We start from the raw sequence: 19,719 nt of genomic DNA on the forward strand, positions 1-19,719 counted from the left end.
TCCGGAGTAGCGAAGGGAAAAAAGGACACTATTTACCTAAAACTAATCCCTAAAAACTGAAAAGCGTATTTTATCGATAAGCCTTATAATAATCTGAACTTTTTTGAGTTAAGGTTACACACGTTTATCGATAATTTTGAAATTTCGTCACGCACTTTTTATAGCCTTGATTGTTGGGGGACTGGCATTTAACGCCTGTTCCACCCAAAAGGACAAATTCATCAACAGAAATTGGCACGCTCTCAACACCAAGTACAACACCCTATACAATGGTAATCTCGCCTTTGAAAAGGGGTTGGAAGAGATCAATGCAAATTACCGTGACGACTATTGGGAAGTCCTTCCCGTGGAACGCTTGGAAGTGACCGATGAGATCAAACTCGACTCCGAGGATAACAACCCCAACTTTATCATTGCTGAGGAAAAGGCCACCAAGGCTATCCAAAAGCACGGCATGGACATCAAGGACGAGGAACGAAACTCCCAAATTGATGAAGCTTTCCTATTACTGGGAAAAAATAGATATTTTGACCAACGCTACATTCCTGCCTTGGAAGCGTTCAACTATATCCTGAGAAAGTATACGCAAAGCGATAAATTGAACGAGGCCACCATTTGGCGGGAAAAGACCAACATGCGTTTGGATAATCCGGAAGTGGCCATCAAAAACCTGAAAAGGTTGTTCAAATATGAATCGCTCAAAGATCAGGAGTACGCGGATGCCAATGCGGTTTTGGCACAATGTTACATCAACCTGAAGGCTCCAGATACGGCCATCCAAAAATTAAAGGTGGCCCAAGCTTACACCAAAAAGAATCCTGAAAAAGGACGTTACCTGTTCATTATAGGGCAATTGTACAACCAATTGGGGCATAAGGACAGCGCCAACTATGCTTTTGACAAGGTCATTGCCTTGAACCGCCGTTCGCCCAGGGTGTACATGATTAATGCCCACTTGAAAAAAATCCAGAATACCGAACTTACGGATTCCAATAAAGAAGACATGTTGGAGTACCTCACCGATTTGGAAGAGAATCGGGAGAACCGACCCTTTTTGGACAAGATTTATCGTGAAGTGGCCCAGTTCCATCTGACCAATGGGTCCGACAGTCTGGCCTTGGCCTATTACAACAAATCCCTCAGGGCTACCCAAGGCGAAAAGAAACTGAACGCCCTCAACTACCAAAGTCTGGCTGATTATTATTTTGACCAGGACGAATACAAGACTGCAGGGGCCTATTATGACAGCACCTTGACCAACTTGGCAGAAAACACAAGGCAACACCGTACCATCAAGAAAAAGCTGGACAATTTGGAAGATGTCATCAAGTACGAGGATATCGTTCAAAATGCGGATAGCATCATCACCCTATATCAAATGCCGGAAGCGGAGCGAAAGGCTTATTTTGAGGATATCATTGCCGAGCTGAAACGCAAGGACGAAGCGGCTGCAGAAAAAGAGCAAAAACGCGCCTCCGCTGGGTTCGCCACTTTTGCCAACAGTAAGGGCGGCAAGGAGAACAAGGGCAAGTTTTATTTTTACAACATCACCAGTTTGGGATATGGTAAAAATGAGTTCAAGACCCAATGGGGCAATAGAACTTTAGAAGACGACTGGCGATGGAGTAACAAATCCCGAACCTTGGTTTCCGAGGCAACTGGTGAAGAAATTGTGGAGAACGGCCAGTCTGCAAACCTGACCGAGGACCAAAAATATTCCCTGGACTTTTATTTGGGAAGAATCCCCACGGATGTTGGTGTCATAGATAGCTTAAAGACCGAGCGGAACTTTGCCAACTATCAATTGGGCTTGATCTATATGGAAAAGTTCAAGGACAACATGTTGGCCGCGGCCAAACTGGAGCGGGTGCTGGCATCAGATCCGGAGGAAAGGCTCATCCTTCCCTCCAAGTATAATCTGTACAAGATTTATGAGGAATCCGGTAGCCCATTGGCCCAGAACATGAAGCAGGACATCATCCTGAACCATCCTGATACGCGTTATGCCGAAATCTTGTTGAACCCCCAAGCAGTGTTGGAAGGCAATACCGATAGTCCCGATGCGCGCTATGATGCGCTTTACAAATTATATGAGCAGCAGGAATTCCTTAGGGTGATTACCTTGTCGCAAGAGTACACCAATAAATTTACGGGTGATCCCATTGTGCCCAAGTTCGAATTGTTGAAAGCGAACGCCATAGGCCGTCTTCAAGGTTTTGAGCCTTTCAAGGAAGCGTTGAACTATGTGGCACTCACTTATCCCAACAATCCTGAAGGAAAAAAAGCCGAGCAGATTGTGGAGGAGCAATTGCCAAAATTGGAGAGCAAAGAGTTTTCACCCGAAACTGGTTCCACAGGAGCAGGCAATTGGAAAGTGGTATTCCCTTTTAAGATCAGGGACGATGTAAAGGCGTTGGCACTAAAGACCCGTTTGGAAGAGGCCATCACGGACCTTCGTTATAAAAATGTGGTGTCCAAAGATATTTATAACCTTGAGGACGAGTTTGTAGTGGTACATGGTTTTAGATCCCAAGACTTTGCCTTGGGCTTTGCCGAGCTTATTAAAAACAACAAGGACTACCGTATTAAAGATGAGAATTTTGTAGTTTTATCGGACAACTATAAAATCATCCAGGTCCATAAGAACTTAGAATCATACAAAGCACAAATGTTAACCCCAAAACCCTAGAACACAATGTTTTCTGACAACAAAAAACCACGACCTATGAATGAATTTGGCGGACAACCCAACAGAATTGAGAAGAACACAAAGATAAAAGGTGATATCACTTCCGAAGCCGATTTTAGAATCGATGGGAAGTTGGAAGGTAATGTAAAGACCTCTGGCAAGGTGGTCATTGGCAAGGATGGCTACATCCATGGAAAAGTGGAATGTGTGAATGCAGATATCGAAGGCAAGTTCAACGGTGAGCTTATGGTTAAGGACCTTCTTTCCTTAAAGGCTTCCGCGGTGATCGAAGGGACCGTGAGCGTGGCCAAATTGGCAGTGGAGCCTGGGGCTACCTTCAATGCGGCCTGTACCATGGGCAAATCTGTTACTCCTGCTTCTGTTCCCAAATTGGAGACCACTAAGAGCAATGAGCCAGCAAAAGTCTCCTAGAAACCTAAAGGACAATTTAAATACAGCAGCCCGTTTGTCTGGTTCGGCCATACAAATGGGCGTTGTCATTTATTTGGCCGTACGTGGCGGCAAATGGCTTGATGGTCATTTCGGGACCGAGAAGGTCTTTATGCCCATCTGTACCATTTTGGGTGTGGCCATTTCCATATATTTGGTCATTCAGCAATTGAAAAGAATCCAGAATTGAACACTCGGTCATTCCCCTACTTCTTTCTAACATTTCTTATAATCGGTCTCACGCTACTTTTTTTTGGTCATTCTTGGGTACTGCAAAACTATGGGCTTGATCCCTATGGCAATCAATTGGTGAAAAGTTACCTGTTGAATGTGGCCATGGCATCAATGGTCTTTTTTGCCATTTATTTTTTTAGGAACAAATACCGGGACCTACTTGGTTTCTTTTTTTTGGGTGGGAGCTTGTTAAAATTCGTGCTTTTTTTCATTTTTCTATATCCAGGATACCATGTTGACGGTGTTTTGGAACGAGAAGAGTTCTTGGCTTTTTTCGTGCCGTATCTATTTTCACTTTTTCTGGAAACCTACTTTTTGGTGAAACTGCTTAATACTGTGTGAAAAAGCCCAAGATTTTGACAAAAAAATCAAAGGCACAAATAATAGTGTAAAAAGCTTTTTTCTTTTGAACAAGGAATGTATTTTTGCACCAATTTTTCAGGACCCATAGTTGCAGTGATATGCGATATTCTATTTTAAGTAAAATTTTAGTAACCGTATTCGTATTGTTTACGGGAATTGTATCGGCCCAAAGTCATGAAGGAGAGGAAGTTGAAACCGGCGCCCATGATTTGAAGACCGAAATCAAGGAATATATCGACCACCACCTTCTGGATTCGCATGATTTCAGCCTGTTTTCCTATACCACGGATGAAGGGGAACACAAATACATTGGGTTTCCATTGCCCGTGATCCTTTGGGACAATGGTTTGAAAATATTTTCTTCTTCCCAATTAAAGCACGGTGAAGGTGTTGCCGAAGTTGATGGCAACTATTACGCACTTTACCACAATAAAATTTATAAGACCGATGCTGAAGGGACCATCAAGTTCGGTGCCCAGCATGATGAGGACACCCATTCCGAGGATGCATTTGGTGAAAACCTCGTGGTTGAAGATGCCCATCCATCCAACGAAAGGCCATTGGACTTTTCCATCACCAAAAATGTGGTCTTTATCGCCCTTGTTGGTCTGTTGATGTTTTTGATGTTCCGTTCCGTTGCATCGAACTATAAGAAAAGCAACATGCCCAAAGGTTTGGGCAGGGGATTGGAGCCATTGGTCATGTTTGTTCGTGACGAGATTGCCATCCCCAACATTGGCGAACACAAGTATAAAAAGTACATGAGCTATTTGTTGACCGTGTTCTTTTTCGTTTGGATTATCAACCTATTGGGTCTTACCCCACTGGGTGTTAATGTGACCAACAACATTGCAGTAACCTTTGCTCTGGCATTGATTACCTATTTCATCACCACCTTTTCAGGTAACAAAAACTACTGGAAACACATCTTCTGGATGCCGGGCGTGCCTGTTCCCATGAAGATCATATTGGCCCCTATCGAATTGTTGGGAACCTTCATCAAACCTTTCTCGTTGATGATTCGTTTGTATGCCAACATCACTGCGGGCCACGTGGTACTGATGAGCATCATAGGGTTGATGTTCATTTTCAAGAACTGGATCGGAAGTCCGTTGTCGTTTGTTTTGGCCTTTACCCTTTCCTTGTTGGAATTGTTGGTGGCCGCATTGCAAGCCTATATTTTCACCATGTTGTCTGCCCTCTATTTTGGAATGGCAACCGAGGAAGACCATCATTAGTTAGAACGTTTAATATTTAAATTCATATATCATGACAATTCCAAACATCGTAGGTGCCGGTTTGATCGTAATCGGAGCAGGATTGGGTATCGGTAGAATCGGTGGTCAGGCAATGGAAGCCATTGCCCGTCAACCTGAAGCTTCTGGTAAAATCCAAACTGCTATGTTGATCGCTGCCGCTCTTATTGAAGGTATCGGTTTCGCCGCTCTTTTTGCAGCTTAATCACCTGAAGAAAAAGTGAAGGCCATAGCGGTTGGCTATGGCCCTTCATTAAAAATGATATAGTATAAAGATTAAAAAACAGTAGAGATACATGGAAAAGTTACTTGAACAGTTTTCCTTAGGGTTGTTTGTATGGCAGTTGGTGCTTTTTATCGGACTGCTGCTTTTATTGCGAAAGTTTGCATGGAAACCCATTTTGAATGCCGTTGAGAAACGGGAAGAAGGCATTAAAGGCGCCCTTGAGGCAGCCGAGGCGGCCAAAAAGGAAATGCAGAACGTTACTGCCGATAGTGAAAAACTGTTGAAAGAAGCCAGAGCAGAGAGGGATGCTCTTTTGAAGGAAGCCAGGGAAATCAAGGAAAGCATCATTTCCGAAGCCAAGGAACATGCACAGGTTGAAGGTGATAAAATGATCAAGCAGGCGCAAGCTACTATCGAAGCCGAGAAAAAAGCTGCGGTTGCCGACATCAAGGCTCAAGTGGCCAACCTTTCTTTGGAGATCGCCGAGAAAGTGATCAAGGAAGAACTGTCCAACAAAGACAAACAACTGAAGTTGGTTGACGATATGTTGGGCAATATCAAATTGAACTAAGCGTATGAACGAGAACAGGGCAGCCATTCGCTACGCAAAGGCAACGTTGGAATACGCAGTGGAAAAGAAAGCGGCAGAAGCCGTTGAGAAGGACATGCGTTCCATTGCTGCCACCATTTCCGAAAACAAGGAGCTCCAAGGTCTTTTGGGAAGCCCTATCGTAAAATCGGAAATCAAGAAAAACGTCTTGTTGGAAGTCTTCAAGGAAGCCAACGAGATCACCAAGGGACTTGTACAGACCATGCTCGACAACAAGCGTATCGCGATGTTGCAGGAAGTGGCCTATAAATATATCATCCAATACGAAAAAATGAAGGGAGAGGAAGTGGCCTATGTGACCACGGCCGTTCCTTTGACCGCGGAATTGGAGAAGAAAATCTTGGCCCAAGTGACCAAGGCCACAGGTAACAAGGTGACCATTGAAAACAAGGTGGATGAGAGCATTCTTGGCGGTTTTGTGCTACGAGTGGGCGACACCCAGTACGATGCTAGCATCGCGAACAAGTTGAACGGATTAAAAAGAGAATTTACAAATAGTCTATAAAAATGGCAGGAGTAAAAGCCGCTGAGGTATCAGCAATTTTGAAAAAACAGTTATCAGGTTTCGAAGCGACCGCTTCTTTGAACGAAGTGGGTACCGTATTACAGGTAGGTGACGGTATTGCCCGTGTCTATGGACTTGCCAACGTCCAATATGGAGAGTTGGTGGAGTTTGAAGGCGGTATGCAGGGTATCGTGTTGAACTTGGAAGAGGACAACGTAGGCGTAGTATTGTTGGGCCCATCCAAAGAAATTATGGAAGGTGCCACTGTAAAAAGAACAGAACGTATCGCATCCATCAATGTTGGTGAAGGAATTGTTGGCCGTGTGATCGACACCCTAGGTACCCCAATCGATGGAAAAGGACCTATCTCTGGTGAAACTGTTGAAATGCCATTGGAAAGAAAAGCTCCTGGTGTAATTTTCAGACAACCGGTAAATGAGCCATTGCAGACCGGTATCAAGGCCGTAGATGCCATGATTCCGATTGGTCGTGGACAAAGGGAGTTGGTGATCGGGGATAAACAAACAGGTAAGACTACCGTTTGTATCGATACCATCTTGAACCAAAAAGAATTTTTTGATGCAGGCCAGCCTGTTTACTGTATCTACGTTGCCGTAGGTCAGAAAGCATCCACTGTAGCTGCCATTGCCAAGACTTTGGAAGACAAAGGAGCCTTGGCCTATACCACCATTGTTGCCGCCAACGCTTCCGATCCTGCACCAATGCAGGTATATGCTCCTTTCGCTGGTGCTGCCATCGGGGAGTATTTTAGGGATACCGGACGTCCTGCCTTGATTATTTATGATGATTTGTCAAAACAGGCGGTGGCTTACCGTGAGGTGTCCTTGTTGTTGAGAAGACCTCCAGGTCGTGAAGCATATCCTGGTGACGTTTTCTACCTTCACTCAAGATTGTTGGAGCGTGCCGCCAAGGTTATTGCCGATGACGATATTGCAAAGAACATGAACGACCTTCCCGAATCTTTGAAATCCAAAGTAAAGGGGGGTGGGTCGTTGACTGCTCTTCCTATCATCGAAACCCAAGCAGGTGACGTTTCGGCTTATATCCCTACCAACGTAATCTCCATTACCGATGGTCAGATTTTCTTGGAGCAGGATTTGTTCAACCAAGGGGTTCGTCCTGCGATCAACGTGGGTATCTCCGTATCCCGTGTGGGAGGTTCCGCGCAGATCAAGTCCATGAAAAAAGTGGCCGGTACCTTGAAGTTGGACCAAGCACAGTTCCGTGAATTGGAAGCTTTTGCCAAGTTCGGATCGGATTTGGATGCCGCTACCTTGAACGTGATCGAAAAAGGACGTAGGAACGTGGAGATCTTGAAACAAGGTCAGAACGATCCTTACACTGTAGAAGATCAGGTAGCCATCATCTTTGCCGGTTCCAAGAACTTGTTGAGGGATGTTCCGGTGAATAAGGTAAAAGAGTTTGAAAAGGATTTCTTGGAGTTCTTGAATGCCAAGCACAGAAATGTATTGGATGACCTTAAAGCCGGTAAATTGACCGACGAGGTAACCGATACTTTGACCGCTGTTTGCAAGGATCTTTCAAGTAAGTATAAGGCATAACAATTGTCATTCTTGCTGGTTCCTGAGCATAGTAGAAGGAAAGGGCAGGAATCCATAACTAAAAAGATTCCGCATCAAGTGCGGAATGACAAAATAGAATATGGCGAATCTAAAGGAAATACGGAATAGGATTTCATCCATCGGCTCAACGATGCAGATTACTAGTGCCATGAAAATGGTATCTGCTGCAAAGTTGAAAAAGGCCCAGGATGCCATCACGGCCATGCGCCCCTATGCGGATAAGTTAACGGAACTTCTTCAAGGTCTAAGCGCCAGCTTGGACGGTGACGGAGGTAGCGTATTTGCCGAAAATAGGGCCGTAAACAAAGTTTTGGTGGTGGCCATTTCATCCAACAGGGGACTTTGTGGAGCTTTCAATTCCAATATTATAAAGCAATGCAACACGTTGGTAAACGAAACTTATGCCGGAAAACAGGTAGATTTTGTGGCCATCGGTAAAAAAGGAAACGACATCCTTCGCAAAAAGAACACCATTGTTGCCAACCATAGTAAGGTGTTTGATGATTTGACCTTTGACCATGTTGCTGAAATTGCCGAGTTTTTGATGGAGCAATTCACCTTAGGGAATTATGACAAGATTGAATTGGTATATAACAAATTCAAGAATGCCGCTACCCAAATTGTGATGTCAGAGCAATTTTTGCCCATTGTAAGTACGGAAGGCGATGCTTCTAAAGCAGCGGACTATATCTTTGAGCCATCCAAAGTGGAAATCGTAAAGCAATTGATTCCCAAATCCTTGAAAACGCAGTTGTACAAGGCCATCAGAGATTCTTTTGCCAGTGAGCACGGTGCCCGTATGACGGCCATGCACAAGGCGACCGATAATGCCAAAGATCTTAGGGACCAATTGAAATTGACCTATAACAAGGCCCGTCAGGCCGCCATTACCAACGAGATTTTGGAGATTGTTGGTGGAGCGGAAGCGTTGAACGGTTAATCCATGAACATATAAAACAGATAAGGCTGCCTTCGGGTGGCCTTTTTGTTTTTCTGCCATTGTGGATAAAGGCTTTTCCGTAACTTGTAGCCACCTAAACAAGGATTAAAAGAACACGCACCGATTGAATCCGTTAAAGAGGCTTTTTAAGCAGACTTTTATCTATGGCCTGGCCACGGTCTTGCCAAGGGTGCTATCCTTTTTGCTGGTACCGCTGTACACATCGGTTATGAGCCCCGAAACGTATGGTGAGATTTCGGTGGTTTTTTCATGGTTTGCCATTTTTAATGTGGTCCTTGCCTACGGAATGGAAACGGCTTTTTTCCGCTTTTTTAACAAAAATGTCGATAAAGAAAGGGTCATTTCAACTTCGCTGATATCATTACTGGTATCTTCTGTACTGTTTTTTGTGGTGGCCCTAATATTCAAAAAGGATTTAGCCTCGTTGATAGATGTCAAGGAATCACTTATAGTCTATATCATCCTGATATTGGCCTTTGACGCCTTGACCATTGTTCCGTTTGCTTGGCTTAGGGCACAGGAACGCCCCCTTCGGTATTCCATAGTAAAAGTGGCCAGCGTGGCAATGAATTTGGTGTTGAACATATTTTTCTTGACCCTGCTGCCAAAAATGGCCTTTGAAAATGGCGGATCGCTCTGGACCGCCATGCATAAAGAAGATTTTCAGATAGAATATGTTTTTATTGCTAACGTAATCTCCAGTGGGGTTGCCTTTTTATGGGTCAGTGGCATCTATTTTGACAGTAAGTATAAGTTTGATAAGCGTTTGTGGAATGAGATGCTCAAATATGCGCTACCGGTAATGGTAGCGGGACTCGCATTTACCGTAAACGAGGTTTTTGATCGTGTGCTCCTTGATCGCTTGTTGCCCGAAGATGTTGCCAAGGCGGAAATAGGGAAATACTCGGCCTGTTATAAACTGGCGGTTTTTATGACATTGTTCGGCACCGCTTTTCGGTTGGGGGTAGAGCCCTTTTTCTTTAGCCACGCAGGGGCAGAGAACCCGCAAAAGACCTATGCCCAGATTACCAATTATTTTGTACTCATGGGCAGCCTTATTTTCTTGGGTGTCATGGTCTTTATCGATCCCCTGAAAAAACTATTGGTTCGCGATGCCGCGTTTTGGGAAGCGATGGATATTGTGCCCATCATCCTTCTGGCGAGCTTTTGCTTGGGAATCTACCATAACCTGTCCGTTTGGTACAAAGTCACCGATAAAACCAAATTCGGCGCCTATATTTCATCCGTAGGGGCGATATTGACCCTGGGCATCAACTTTGTTTTTATTCCCAAGGCAGGGTATATGGCATCGGCTTGGGCCACTTTGACCGCTTATGGAAGTATGATGATGTTGTCCTATTATTTTGGAAGAAAGTATTACCCCATTCCCTATAACATGCGGAAGATCGTGTTCTATCTTACGGTTTCACTGGTGTTTTCAATCCTTTCCTTCTATGTTTTTAATAGAAATTTAATAGCGGGCAGCATGCTACTTTTGCTATTTTTGGGGTTAGTATATAAGATGGAAGGGGATAAATTAAAAATCATTTTTTTAAAACGTGGAAATTAAAGTCATCAATCGATCAGAACACCAGTTGCCCCACTATGAAACGTTGGCCTCTGCAGGTATGGATCTTAGGGCTAACGTAGAAAAACCAATTGTGTTGAAACCTTTGGAAAGAGCTATAATACCAACCGGTATTTTTATAGAATTGCCCATTGGTTATGAAGCCCAAGTAAGATCACGTAGTGGATTGGCGGCTAAAAAAGGCATTACAGTTTTGAACGCCCCTGGCACCATTGATGCCGATTACCGGGGAGAAGTGGGTGTGATATTGGCCAATATCTCTTCTGAGGATTTTGTGATTGAAAATGGGGAGCGCATAGCCCAATTGGTCATCGCCAAGCACGAACGCGCCATTTGGGTAGAAGTTGATGCACTTTCCGATACGACAAGGGGTGAAGGTGGATTTGGAAGTACCGGCACAAAATAAATAACCAATTGTCAGGTCTAGCACAAGTCGAGACTTAAAGTGAAAAAGAAACTTAACCATTAAAGACACCCGCTTTGTCGGGCATATATTATGAAAATAATCGTTCCCATGGCGGGAAGAGGATCCCGTTTAAGACCACATACGTTGACCATTCCCAAACCGCTCATTCCCGTTGCAGGCAAACCTATCGTGCATCGTTTGGTAAGCGATATTGCCAAAGTACTGGGAGAGCCCATTACGGAAGTTGCCTTTATTTTGGGTGAACCAGCTTTTTTCGGCGATGACGTGGTGGAAAGTTTAATGGAACTGGCCGCTGAACTGGGTGCCAAAGGTTCCATTTACCGGCAGGACCAACCTTTGGGCACCGGTCACGCCATCATGAGTGCCAAAGAATCCTTGAGTGGGCCTGCAGTGATTGCGTATGCCGACACCTTGATCAGGGCCGACTTTGATCTGGATAAGTCCGCCGATAGTGTTATTTGGGTGAAACAGGTCGATAGACCCGAAGCGTATGGCGTAGTCAAATTGAACGTGGATTCCGAAATTGTGGAATTGGTGGAAAAGCCAAAGGAGTTTATTTCCGACCTCGCCGTAATCGGAATCTATTACTTCAAGGACGTGAGCGTGCTTAGAAATGAACTACAACATGTCCTCGATAATGATATTACCAATGGAGGGGAATACCAGATCAATGATGGTATCAAAAGGATGATGGAAAAGGGCATGAAATTTGTTCCAGGTAAAGTGGATGAATGGATGGATTGCGGCAACAAAAATGTGACGGTGGAAACCAATCAGAGGATGTTGGGCTTTTTGGAAAGGGAAGGCGAAAATATGATTTCGGATTCCGTGACGCTGGAAAACGCCAACATCATAGAGCCATGTTATATTGGTGAAAACGTGGTGCTTAAAAACACCACGGTTGGGCCTTATGTGTCCATTGGGGACAATACCGTTTTGGAAAATTCCACTGTAAAGAACAGTATCATCCAAAACGAGAGTAAAATTTACAATGCCAACCTTGATAATGCCATGATCGGCAATTATGTGGTTTTTAATGGTAATTTTGAGTCCATTAGCATAGGGGATTATTCCGTTTTGGAATAACTTCGATACGATTTTTGAACAGATGGGGACCTGAATCATATGAAAAAGATGTTTTTTCTTTGGATGGGAGTTGCAGTGTCAGCAATGACATGGAATGCCTCCTATGCCCAAGAAGAACAGGAAAGTGCCGAGGTGTATCTGGAAGAATATACCGATGAGTTTCAAGAAAACTTTTTTGAGGCACTCAAGCAAAAAGGCATCCAAAATTACGACCGCGCCATTGATCTGTTCTTAAAATGTAAACAGCTGGACCCCAATGACGATGTGGTAGACTACGAACTGTCCAAAGCGTATTTGTTGGACAAAAAATTCGTTCAGGCCCAGGAATATGCCATTGAAGCGCTTCTTGCCGAACCTTCGGATTATTGGTATTTGGACAATTTGGTTTCTGTATTGGAACAACAAGAAAGTCCTTTGGAAACCATCAAGGCACAGATTCCATATGAAAACCAAAAGTTGAAGGAAAACCTAGCGCTGTGCTATTTCAAAAGAAAGCAATATGCCGATGCCCAAAAAATCTTGAAGGAATTGAACAATTCACCTTTGGTATTGGAATTGGGGCAAAAAATCAATGATTCCATCCAAGGGGAAAAGGAAAAAACCGCTGTTCCGGTTGTGCAACAAGAAGAAAGGAATACAGATGACCCTGTTGCCAAGTTGCGGACGCAGTTGGAGAAACTGTTGGCCGCTTCGGATTATAAGAATGCCTTGACCGTATCCAAGGAGGCGTTGGACACCTATCCTTTACAGCCCTATTTTTATTTTGCCTATGGCACTGCCCTTAACAATACTTCCAATGCCAATAAGGCCATTGAGGTTTTGGAGAGTGGTCTCGATTATCTTTTGGAAGACGGACCTTTGCAGAACAATATGTACAGGGAACTTTCAAAAGCGTATACCCAAATTGGTAACACCCAAAAAGCGAACGAATATTTGAACAAGATAAATTCCGGATTATGATGATGAAGCGAAGAGTCAAATATGTTAGAACAATGGGAATGCTACTTCTTGTGCTTACCCTAGGAGCTTGTAAAAGCACCAAATCCGTTACTGGAGGCGAAGCGGATGCTAGGTTGTCCGCAAAAAATATCATCAACAACCATTATACCAACCAACCCCGTTTTAAAACGTTGAGTGGTCGGGTGAAGATTGATTATACCAATGGTGACGAGTCACAAGGGGTGAATGTGAGCCTTCGGATGGAAAAGGACAAGGTAATCTGGATGAGTGCTCCTCTTGGAGTGGTCAAGGCCCACATCACACCGGATAAAGTTTCCTTCTATAACAAATTGGAAAATGAATATTTTGATGGTGACTTTAGTTATTTAAGCCATTTGTTGGGAACGGACCTCGATTTTGAAAAAGTACAGAACCTGTTGTTGGGCAATGCCGTAATGGATTTGAGAAAGGAAAAGTATAACTCCGAGATTTATGATGGCAACTACCAATTAAAGCCCAAAAATGCCCAGGAGCTTTTTAAAATCTTGTTCCAATTGGAACCGAAAAACTTCAAGATTGCGACCCAAGAAATTTCACAGCCTGAAAAAGCAAGACAGTTGAGCGCAAAATATACCTATCAGGATATTTCAGGGAACGTGTTGCCCGATGAAATCCTGATTACGGCTGAGGAAGCTGGGGAGTTGACCAAGATCGACCTTAGTTTTCGTAACCTGGAACTGAACAAACCTATGAATTTTCCTTACAAAGTGCCTAAAGGATTTGACAAAATTACATTAAAGTAATATGAAAGGTAAAATTTCATATTGTTTTTACTTTCTTATACTTACGATTTTTATATCGCAAAATTCCTTTGCTCAGACCAGTGAGCAGAAATCCTTGGAGGCCAAACGGGAACGTCTTCAGGAGGAAATCAAGGAAATTAACCGTTTATTGTTCGCGGAACGAAAGGAAAAGGGTACCGTTTTGGACCAAATGGAGGCGTTGGACAATAAAATCAACGTTCGTCAAGAGCTTATTCGGGTCACCAACCAGCAATCCAATCTACTCAATCGGCAGATCAATGTCAACATCAGGAACATCAGTAAATTAAGAGAGGATCTCAAGCTGCTTAAAGAAGATTATGCCAACCTGATCCAAAAGACCTATCAGAACAAATCGCAGAGCAATAGATTGATGTTCCTTCTTTCCGCCGAAAACTTCTTTCAGGCATTCAAACGCTTTCAGTATATGCAACAATATGCCAAGCACCGGAAGAAACAGGGGGAGAATATCATCAAAAAGACAGAGGAATTGACCCAATTAAATCAAGATTTGGTACGTCAGCGTAAAGAAAAGGAACAATTGTTGGCAGAGAACACCAAGGCAAAGAACGAACTTTCCAAAGAAATTGAATCCCAAAGAAGCCTTTTAACGAGCATCAAGCAGAATGAGGCCAAATACACTGCCGCCATCTCCGAAAAGCAAAAGGAGGCCCGTAAAATTGACCGTGAGATAGAACGATTGATCAAGAGTGCAATCGCTAGTTCAAATAAAAGTTCGGGCAAGTCCACAAGCAGTGCCACTTTTGCTTTAACGCCTGAGTCCAAATTGGTCGCCGATAACTTTTCCGCCAACAAGGGAAGGCTCATTTGGCCTGTGGAAAAAGGTATCAAAAGCCAAGGTTATGGGGTATATGCTGACAAACTGTATCCGGGCATCAAACATCAGAACAACGGGGTTACCATCACCACCGATAAAGGAAGCAAGGCCAGGGCCATTTTTGAGGGAGAGGTCATTGCCATCCTTTCTGTTCCCGGAGGAAACAAAGGGGTTCAGGTAAAGCACGGAAACTACATCAGTACCTATTATAACCTATCCAGGTTGTATGTAAAAAAAGGGGATAAAGTGACTGCCAAGGAAGTCTTGGGCGAAATAGATACCAATCGGTTTGATGGCACTACCAAATTGAAGTTTTATCTTTATAAAGATTCCAATCGCTTGAATCCCGAGGAGTGGATCTATCAACTATAGCTTATGAAAAAAATTACAGATCTACAGGGGACCTTTGAACTGCACAACGGGGTCGAAATGCCCTATTTTGGATTGGGCGTATATCTTTCCAAAGATGGTAACGAGGTGATCCATGCCGTTAAGGAAGCTTTGGACCACGGCTATCGTCATATTGACACTGCCGCCATTTACCACAATGAAGAAGGTGTGGGAACCGGAATCAAGGAAAGTTCAGTGGACCGTAAAGATGTTTTTCTCGTCAGCAAGGTCTGGAATACGGACCAGGGCTATGACTCTGCTCTAAAGGCTTTCGATGCCAGTTTGGAGCGGTTGGGAACCGATTATCTGGATCTTTACCTGATCCATTGGCCCAAAGGTGATCTATCAAAGGAGACTTGGAAAGCTTTGGAACGACTTTACAAGGAAAAACGTGTTAGATCTATCGGTGTGAGCAATTTTTTACAGCATCATTTGGAAGATTTGCTGACTTCCGCAGAAATTGTTCCTATGGTGAACCAAATGGAGTTCCATCCGTATTTGGTGCAACAAAAACTGTTGGATTTCTGTGCATCCAAAGGCATACAATACGAAGCTTGGTCACCCTTGATGCAGGGAAATATCTTTGATTTGGAGGTAATGAAAGATCTTGCGGCCAAATACAACAAGACCATTGCACAGATCGTATTGCGTTGGGATCTTCAAAAAGGAGTGGTGACCATTCCCAAATCATCCAAAAAGGAACGCATTATTGCCAATGCGGATTTATTCGATTTTGAGATCAATGAAGCCGATGTGCAGTTGTTGGATAGCTTGGAAAGGGGCAAACGCTTTGGTCCAAATCCGGATAATTTCGATTTTTAAACTAGGACATGAACAGAGCCTTCAGTTCCGTGGCATCCGAGGGCTTTAACTTACCTGCCAACACCAAGCTCAATTGCTTTCTTCGGAGTGCGGCGGCAAAACGCTCCTTCTCTAGATCGGTTTCTGGCTCCAGTAGAGGGACTTCAGTTGGTTTTCCGGTGTCATCCACCGCTACAAAGGTATAAATGGCCTCATTGGCCTTGGTACGCTCCCCAGTAAACCGGTCCTCGATCCACACATCGATAAAAATTTCCATGGAGGTTGTAAACGCTCTGGAAACGGCAGCTTCAACGGTGACCACGCTACCCAAGGGAACGGCACGGTTAAAGGCCACATGGTTTACCGAAGCGGTCACGGTGATCCTTCGGCTGTGTCTTCGGGCCGCAATACTGGCCGCCCTGTCCATTCGGGCCAACAGTTCGCCCCCAAAAAGATTGTTGAGCGGATTGGTTTCACTGGGCAGGACCAAATCGGTCATGACGGTTCGTGATTCTCTTGGAGTTTTGGCGCGCATACCTTTTAATTTTGCGCAAAGATATTGAAGTGGGGTATGGTTTAAAAAGATTAAGGGCTATTTCTCGGAAAGCAACCAAGCGTCCTTGGATTCTGTGGCCTTTACTTTCCTTAAAAAGGCAAGTGCTTCCTTAGGGTCATCAAAGCTGTCATAGGCCACTTGATGCAGACCATATCGGTTTACGCCCAAATAAAAGGCGTTGAATCCCTTTTCTTTGAGTTGTTCCACTCTTTTTTCGGCGTTGGGCTCTTCACGGAAAGCACCAGCGATCACATGATGTTTACCCAAATGTCTCTTGGTCACCTCAATGACAACGGCAGGAAGTTCCAATGGTGCACTTTCAAAGAAAGTTGCCTCCTGGATCAAACGGGAAACTTCTTGTTGGGCATCTTGCTGCGCAGCAACCTGTTTTTGTTGAAGGTCTCCATAAGTGCGGTAAGAGGTTACGCCCAAAGAAACGGCCAATAAAATAATGGCTGCATATTTCAACCAAGGTCTGAACGAAGTGGTTTCCCTCACCTCTGGAGTGATGATGAACGGAATTTTTTCTTCCAGTTCCTGCACTTCTTCTTTCAAGACTTCGCGCTGAATGGGTGTGGCTACGAAAGAGGTAAGACCGAACGATGAGGTCAAGAAATTGGTCTTGTTCTCGGGTTGAAACTGGATTTTTTGATCCTTGTTGTGGAAAAGTTTGCCTATTCCGTATAGTTCAATACTTTCCCCAAGGGTCAACCTTTTGTTCCAGGTGTTGGCCACATCTTCTACCTCCTGCAAAATTTCCTCGTACCCCAATTTTTTTTCCTTGGCAATATGAGATACCAAAAGCCCATCATTTTTGGACAGTTGTGCGTTGAAAGAGATGGATTTTGTTGGTGGCGCAAAGGTCTTGGTCACCATATCAATTTCTGCGGATTTGCTGTGTGCCAAGAAGGCCCCGAAACCGGGAACTACAACACAATTGTACTCGAACAGCAATTTTTCTATGTAAGAATCAATCCGCATGGGCACAAATATTATAAAAAATGGAAGAGTAGAAAATAAGCCGAATGACTTTTTATTAACATTTGAAATTCTGTATTTTGTGGACAACATTGATCCCAAATCAAATGACTGAACCTGAAATTATTGCGGCCCTGAGGCTGCAGGCCATTCCCAATATTGGGGATATCACCGCGAAGAAATTAATTGCCCATTGCGGTAGTCCAAAAGCGGTTTTTGAGGATAAACTACATCACCTGCTAAAAATTGATGGCATTGGGAAACAGACCTTGAGGGATTTGTTCAAGCCCATTTATCTTGACGAAGCCGAAGGGGAATATCAATTTTTGTCCCAAGAAGGTATCACCCCCCTTTATTTTATGGATGAAGCGTACCCAACCCAATTAAAACATTGTGTGGATGGTCCTATTGTGCTGTTCCAAAGAGGAAATATGGATTTGAAACATCGTAAGATCATCAGTGTGGTGGGAACAAGGAACGTGACCAATTACGGAACTACTTTTTGCGAAAGTTTTATCGATGAAATTGCTCCCCTGGATCCTGTCATTGTAAGTGGTCTGGCTTACGGAGTGGACATTGCCATTCAAAAAGCTGCCATGTACAAAGGGTTGCAGACCATTGCATGTCTGGCTCATGGTTTGAACCAGATTTATCCCAAAACGCACAAAAAGTATAAGCATCAGATTGAAGAAAACGGCGGGTTTTTAACGGAGTTCTGGAGCACCAGTCAACCCGATCGGGAAAATTTTTTGAAAAGGAACCGGATCATTGCCGGGATGAGTGAAGCAACCATTGTGGTAGAATCGGCTGAAAAGGGAGGCAGCCTCGTCACCGCGGATTTGGCCAACGGATACAATCGGGAGGTGTTCGCGGTACCGGGAAGAGTCTCGGATAAGTGGAGCAAGGGCTGTAATGACCTCATCAAACAACATAAAGCCCATATGTTGACCTCTGCGGCGGAGCTGATCTATCTTTTAGGATGGGATTTGGAGCAGAAAAATGAGAAAACCACTATACAAAAACAGCTTTTCATCGAGTTGGATCCAACAGAACAGTCTATCTACTCGTATTTACAGTTGAACGGGAAACAATTACTGGACACCGTGGCCTTGGAGTGCCAATTGCCCATTTTTAAAACATCGTCCACTCTATTGAATATGGAAATGAAGGGAGTTATCCGACCATTGCCCGGTAAACTGTTCGAGGCGATTTGACAGTTGAGTCCAACGTCATGCTGAGCGTAGTGAAGCATCTCTTTGAGTGGTTGTATGGGATTCTTCGTCTCCACTTCGTTCCGTCTCAGAATGACAAGCCGAACATTAATACCCCAACTTCTCCCGAACCTTGGCCAGAACCTCGTTGGCCACTTTTCGGGCTTTTTCTGCTCCATGGGCCAAAGCATCGTCTACTTCGCTAAGGTGGTTCATATAGTAATCGAACTTTTCACGAGGCTCTGCAAATTTTTCTACAATCAGCTCGAACAAAGCTTGTTTGGCATGCCCATAACCATAGTTTCCCGCTAAATAATTAGCACTCATTTCCTCGATCTGTTCTTGGGAAGCCAATAGTTTGTATAGGGCAAAGACATTGTCATGGGTTGGATCCTTTGGGTCTTCCATCGGGGTACTATCGGTTACAATGCCCATGATCTGCTTGCGCAAGGGTTTATCCGCTTGAAAAATATCGATAAGATTGCCGCGACTCTTACTCATTTTCTCACCATCGGTACCGGGCACGTACATCGTTTCTTCGTGAACCTTGGCCTGTGGCAAAACAAAGGTTTCTCCCATTTGGTTGTGGAACCGGGAGGCCACATCGCGGGTCATTTCCAAGTGTTGTAATTGGTCCTTTCCTACGGGTACTATATCGGCATCGTACAACAAGATGTCGGCCGCCATAAGCATTGGATAGGTAAAAATACCAGCATTTACGTCGTCCAAACGATCGGCCTTGTCCTTAAAGGAATGGGCCAGGGTCAACCGTTGATAGGGAAAAAAGCAACTCAAGTACCAAGCCAGTTCCGCAGTTTGTGGAATATCACTCTGACGATAGAAAACAGTCTTGTTGATGTCAAGTCCAAAAGCCAACCACGCAGCGGCAATGGCATAGGTGTTCTTTCTTAACAGTTCCCCATTTTTGATCTGCGTAAGCGAGTGCATATCGGCAATGAATAGGAAAGAATCGTTTGCAGGATCCTTTGCCATTTGTATGGCAGGAACGATTGCTCCTAAAATATTTCCCAAATGGGGTACACCTGTACTTTGTATTCCGGTCAGAATTCGGGCCATCCTTTAAATTTTGCCCGTAAAAGTAAGCATCCCTTGGGTATTAAAAAAGTGGCCGAAACGGCTACTTAATTACCATTGGTCGAAGGATGATCGTTCTTTGTTTCCAAAG

20 protein-coding genes are annotated in these 19,719 nt (G+C 44.1%); 17 read left to right on the forward strand and 3 right to left on the reverse strand.

Translation table 11 applies throughout. The features are described from left to right. Positions 1-136 precede the first annotated feature (136 nt). The 16 genes from porW to GTK07_RS02490 all read left to right on the forward strand — a co-directional run bounded on the left by porW (position 137) and on the right by GTK07_RS02490 (position 15,809). Complete coding sequence (gene porW, locus GTK07_RS02415) at positions 137-2,689, forward strand: type IX secretion system periplasmic lipoprotein PorW/SprE (RefSeq protein ID WP_203583700.1); 2,553 nt, start codon at positions 137-139, stop codon at positions 2,687-2,689. A gap of 6 nt (positions 2,690-2,695) precedes the next feature. After that, positions 2,696-3,121 (forward strand): bactofilin family protein, encoded by a 426-nt coding sequence (locus GTK07_RS02420; protein ID WP_163632676.1) that lies wholly within the window; start codon positions 2,696-2,698, stop codon positions 3,119-3,121. Continuing rightward, positions 3,099-3,329: an AtpZ/AtpI family protein gene (locus tag GTK07_RS02425; protein WP_163632678.1), complete on the forward strand. Its 231-nt coding sequence runs from the start codon at positions 3,099-3,101 to the stop codon at positions 3,327-3,329. Before GTK07_RS02420 ends, GTK07_RS02425 begins: the two co-directional genes overlap by 23 nt. Before the next feature lie 505 nt (positions 3,330-3,834). Further along, entirely contained in the window at positions 3,835-4,974 is a 1,140-nt protein-coding gene (atpB, locus tag GTK07_RS02430) for a F0F1 ATP synthase subunit A (protein WP_163632680.1), read from the forward strand. A gap of 31 nt (positions 4,975-5,005) precedes the next feature. Then, the gene (gene atpE, locus GTK07_RS02435; RefSeq protein WP_053970734.1) at positions 5,006-5,197 is read left to right on the forward strand and encodes an ATP synthase F0 subunit C; all 192 of its coding nucleotides are present in this window, start codon (positions 5,006-5,008) and stop codon (positions 5,195-5,197) included. A 91-nt stretch (positions 5,198-5,288) separates the two neighbouring features. Beyond that, on the forward strand, positions 5,289-5,789 hold the full coding sequence (locus GTK07_RS02440) for a F0F1 ATP synthase subunit B (protein WP_163632682.1): 501 nt from the start codon (positions 5,289-5,291) through the stop codon (positions 5,787-5,789). Positions 5,790-5,793: 4 nt separating this feature from the next. Further along, positions 5,794-6,333, forward strand: a complete 540-nt coding sequence (atpH, locus tag GTK07_RS02445) for an ATP synthase F1 subunit delta (RefSeq protein WP_163632684.1) — start codon at positions 5,794-5,796, stop codon at positions 6,331-6,333. A gap of 2 nt (positions 6,334-6,335) precedes the next feature. Beyond that, entirely contained in the window at positions 6,336-7,916 is a 1,581-nt protein-coding gene (gene atpA, locus GTK07_RS02450) for a F0F1 ATP synthase subunit alpha (RefSeq protein WP_163632686.1), read from the forward strand. 100 nt (positions 7,917-8,016) lie between these two features. After that, positions 8,017-8,877, forward strand: coding sequence for an ATP synthase F1 subunit gamma (atpG, locus tag GTK07_RS02455; RefSeq protein ID WP_163632688.1), 861 nt, complete (start codon positions 8,017-8,019; stop codon positions 8,875-8,877). 124 nt (positions 8,878-9,001) lie between these two features. Then, a complete protein-coding gene (locus tag GTK07_RS02460; protein WP_163632690.1) occupies positions 9,002-10,468 on the forward strand; it encodes a lipopolysaccharide biosynthesis protein in 1,467 nt (488 codons plus the stop codon). Continuing rightward, positions 10,458-10,892, forward strand: a complete 435-nt coding sequence (dut, locus tag GTK07_RS02465; RefSeq protein WP_163632692.1) for a dUTP diphosphatase — start codon at positions 10,458-10,460, stop codon at positions 10,890-10,892. The genes GTK07_RS02460 and dut overlap by 11 nt, the downstream gene beginning before the upstream one ends. A 90-nt stretch (positions 10,893-10,982) precedes the next feature. Continuing rightward, positions 10,983-11,999: a sugar phosphate nucleotidyltransferase gene (locus tag GTK07_RS02470; protein WP_163632694.1), complete on the forward strand. Its 1,017-nt coding sequence runs from the start codon at positions 10,983-10,985 to the stop codon at positions 11,997-11,999. A gap of 39 nt (positions 12,000-12,038) precedes the next feature. Further along, on the forward strand, positions 12,039-12,959 hold the full coding sequence (locus GTK07_RS02475) for a tetratricopeptide repeat protein (RefSeq protein ID WP_163632696.1): 921 nt from the start codon (positions 12,039-12,041) through the stop codon (positions 12,957-12,959). 32 nt (positions 12,960-12,991) lie between these two features. Further along, on the forward strand, positions 12,992-13,741 hold the full coding sequence (lolB1, locus tag GTK07_RS02480) for a lipoprotein insertase outer membrane protein LolB1 (RefSeq protein WP_235855427.1): 750 nt from the start codon (positions 12,992-12,994) through the stop codon (positions 13,739-13,741). 1 nt (position 13,742) lies between these two features. Next, positions 13,743-14,969, forward strand: coding sequence for a murein hydrolase activator EnvC family protein (locus tag GTK07_RS02485; RefSeq protein ID WP_163632698.1), 1,227 nt, complete (start codon positions 13,743-13,745; stop codon positions 14,967-14,969). Positions 14,970-14,972: 3 nt separating this feature from the next. Next, positions 14,973-15,809, forward strand: a complete 837-nt coding sequence (locus GTK07_RS02490; RefSeq protein ID WP_163632700.1) for an aldo/keto reductase — start codon at positions 14,973-14,975, stop codon at positions 15,807-15,809. Position 15,810: 1 nt separating this feature from the next. Here GTK07_RS02490 and GTK07_RS02495 read toward each other — a convergent pair whose 3' ends face one another. After that, positions 15,811-16,323, reverse strand: a complete 513-nt coding sequence (locus tag GTK07_RS02495; protein WP_163632702.1) for an acyl-CoA thioesterase — start codon at positions 16,321-16,323, stop codon at positions 15,811-15,813. A 57-nt stretch (positions 16,324-16,380) separates the two neighbouring features. Then, positions 16,381-17,325, reverse strand: a complete 945-nt coding sequence (locus tag GTK07_RS02500; protein ID WP_163632704.1) for an HU domain-containing protein — start codon at positions 17,323-17,325, stop codon at positions 16,381-16,383. Positions 17,326-17,429: 104 nt separating this feature from the next. Here GTK07_RS02500 and dprA point away from each other — a divergent pair, with 104 nt between their 5' ends. Beyond that, entirely contained in the window at positions 17,430-18,536 is a 1,107-nt protein-coding gene (dprA, locus tag GTK07_RS02505; RefSeq protein ID WP_163632706.1) for a DNA-processing protein DprA, read from the forward strand. Positions 18,537-18,641: 105 nt separating this feature from the next. On the opposite strand, the gene trpS is transcribed toward dprA, so the two are convergent. Further along, positions 18,642-19,610 (reverse strand): tryptophan--tRNA ligase, encoded by a 969-nt coding sequence (gene trpS / locus GTK07_RS02510; protein ID WP_163632707.1) that lies wholly within the window; start codon positions 19,608-19,610, stop codon positions 18,642-18,644. Positions 19,611-19,719 lie beyond the last annotated feature (109 nt).

The sequence above is a fragment of the Flagellimonas sediminis genome, from assembly GCF_010500845.1.
Classification (GTDB): Bacteria; Bacteroidota; Bacteroidia; order Flavobacteriales; family Flavobacteriaceae; genus Flagellimonas; species Flagellimonas sediminis.

Excerpts from the sequence above, each read along its gene's own strand:
- GTK07_RS02420 (WP_163632676.1), top strand. The coding sequence starts at position 2,696 with ATGTTTTCTGACAACAAAAAACCACGACCTATGAATGAATTTGGCGGA.
- GTK07_RS02425 (WP_163632678.1), top strand. The coding sequence starts at position 3,099 with ATGAGCCAGCAAAAGTCTCCTAGAAACCTAAAGGACAATTTAAATACA.
- atpB (WP_163632680.1), top strand. The coding sequence starts at position 3,835 with ATGCGATATTCTATTTTAAGTAAAATTTTAGTAACCGTATTCGTATTG.
- atpE (WP_053970734.1), top strand. The coding sequence starts at position 5,006 with ATGACAATTCCAAACATCGTAGGTGCCGGTTTGATCGTAATCGGAGCA.
- GTK07_RS02440 (WP_163632682.1), top strand. The coding sequence starts at position 5,289 with ATGGAAAAGTTACTTGAACAGTTTTCCTTAGGGTTGTTTGTATGGCAG.
- atpH (WP_163632684.1), top strand. The coding sequence starts at position 5,794 with ATGAACGAGAACAGGGCAGCCATTCGCTACGCAAAGGCAACGTTGGAA.
- atpA (WP_163632686.1), top strand. The coding sequence starts at position 6,336 with ATGGCAGGAGTAAAAGCCGCTGAGGTATCAGCAATTTTGAAAAAACAG.
- atpG (WP_163632688.1), top strand. The coding sequence starts at position 8,017 with ATGGCGAATCTAAAGGAAATACGGAATAGGATTTCATCCATCGGCTCA.
- GTK07_RS02470 (WP_163632694.1), top strand. The coding sequence starts at position 10,983 with ATGAAAATAATCGTTCCCATGGCGGGAAGAGGATCCCGTTTAAGACCA.
- GTK07_RS02475 (WP_163632696.1), top strand. The coding sequence starts at position 12,039 with ATGAAAAAGATGTTTTTTCTTTGGATGGGAGTTGCAGTGTCAGCAATG.
- lolB1 (WP_235855427.1), top strand. The coding sequence starts at position 12,992 with ATGGGAATGCTACTTCTTGTGCTTACCCTAGGAGCTTGTAAAAGCACC.
- GTK07_RS02485 (WP_163632698.1), top strand. The coding sequence starts at position 13,743 with ATGAAAGGTAAAATTTCATATTGTTTTTACTTTCTTATACTTACGATT.
- GTK07_RS02490 (WP_163632700.1), top strand. The coding sequence starts at position 14,973 with ATGAAAAAAATTACAGATCTACAGGGGACCTTTGAACTGCACAACGGG.
- GTK07_RS02495 (WP_163632702.1), bottom strand. The coding sequence starts at position 16,323 with ATGCGCGCCAAAACTCCAAGAGAATCACGAACCGTCATGACCGATTTG.
- GTK07_RS02500 (WP_163632704.1), bottom strand. The coding sequence starts at position 17,325 with ATGCGGATTGATTCTTACATAGAAAAATTGCTGTTCGAGTACAATTGT.
- dprA (WP_163632706.1), top strand. The coding sequence starts at position 17,430 with ATGACTGAACCTGAAATTATTGCGGCCCTGAGGCTGCAGGCCATTCCC.
- trpS (WP_163632707.1), bottom strand. The coding sequence starts at position 19,610 with ATGGCCCGAATTCTGACCGGAATACAAAGTACAGGTGTACCCCATTTG.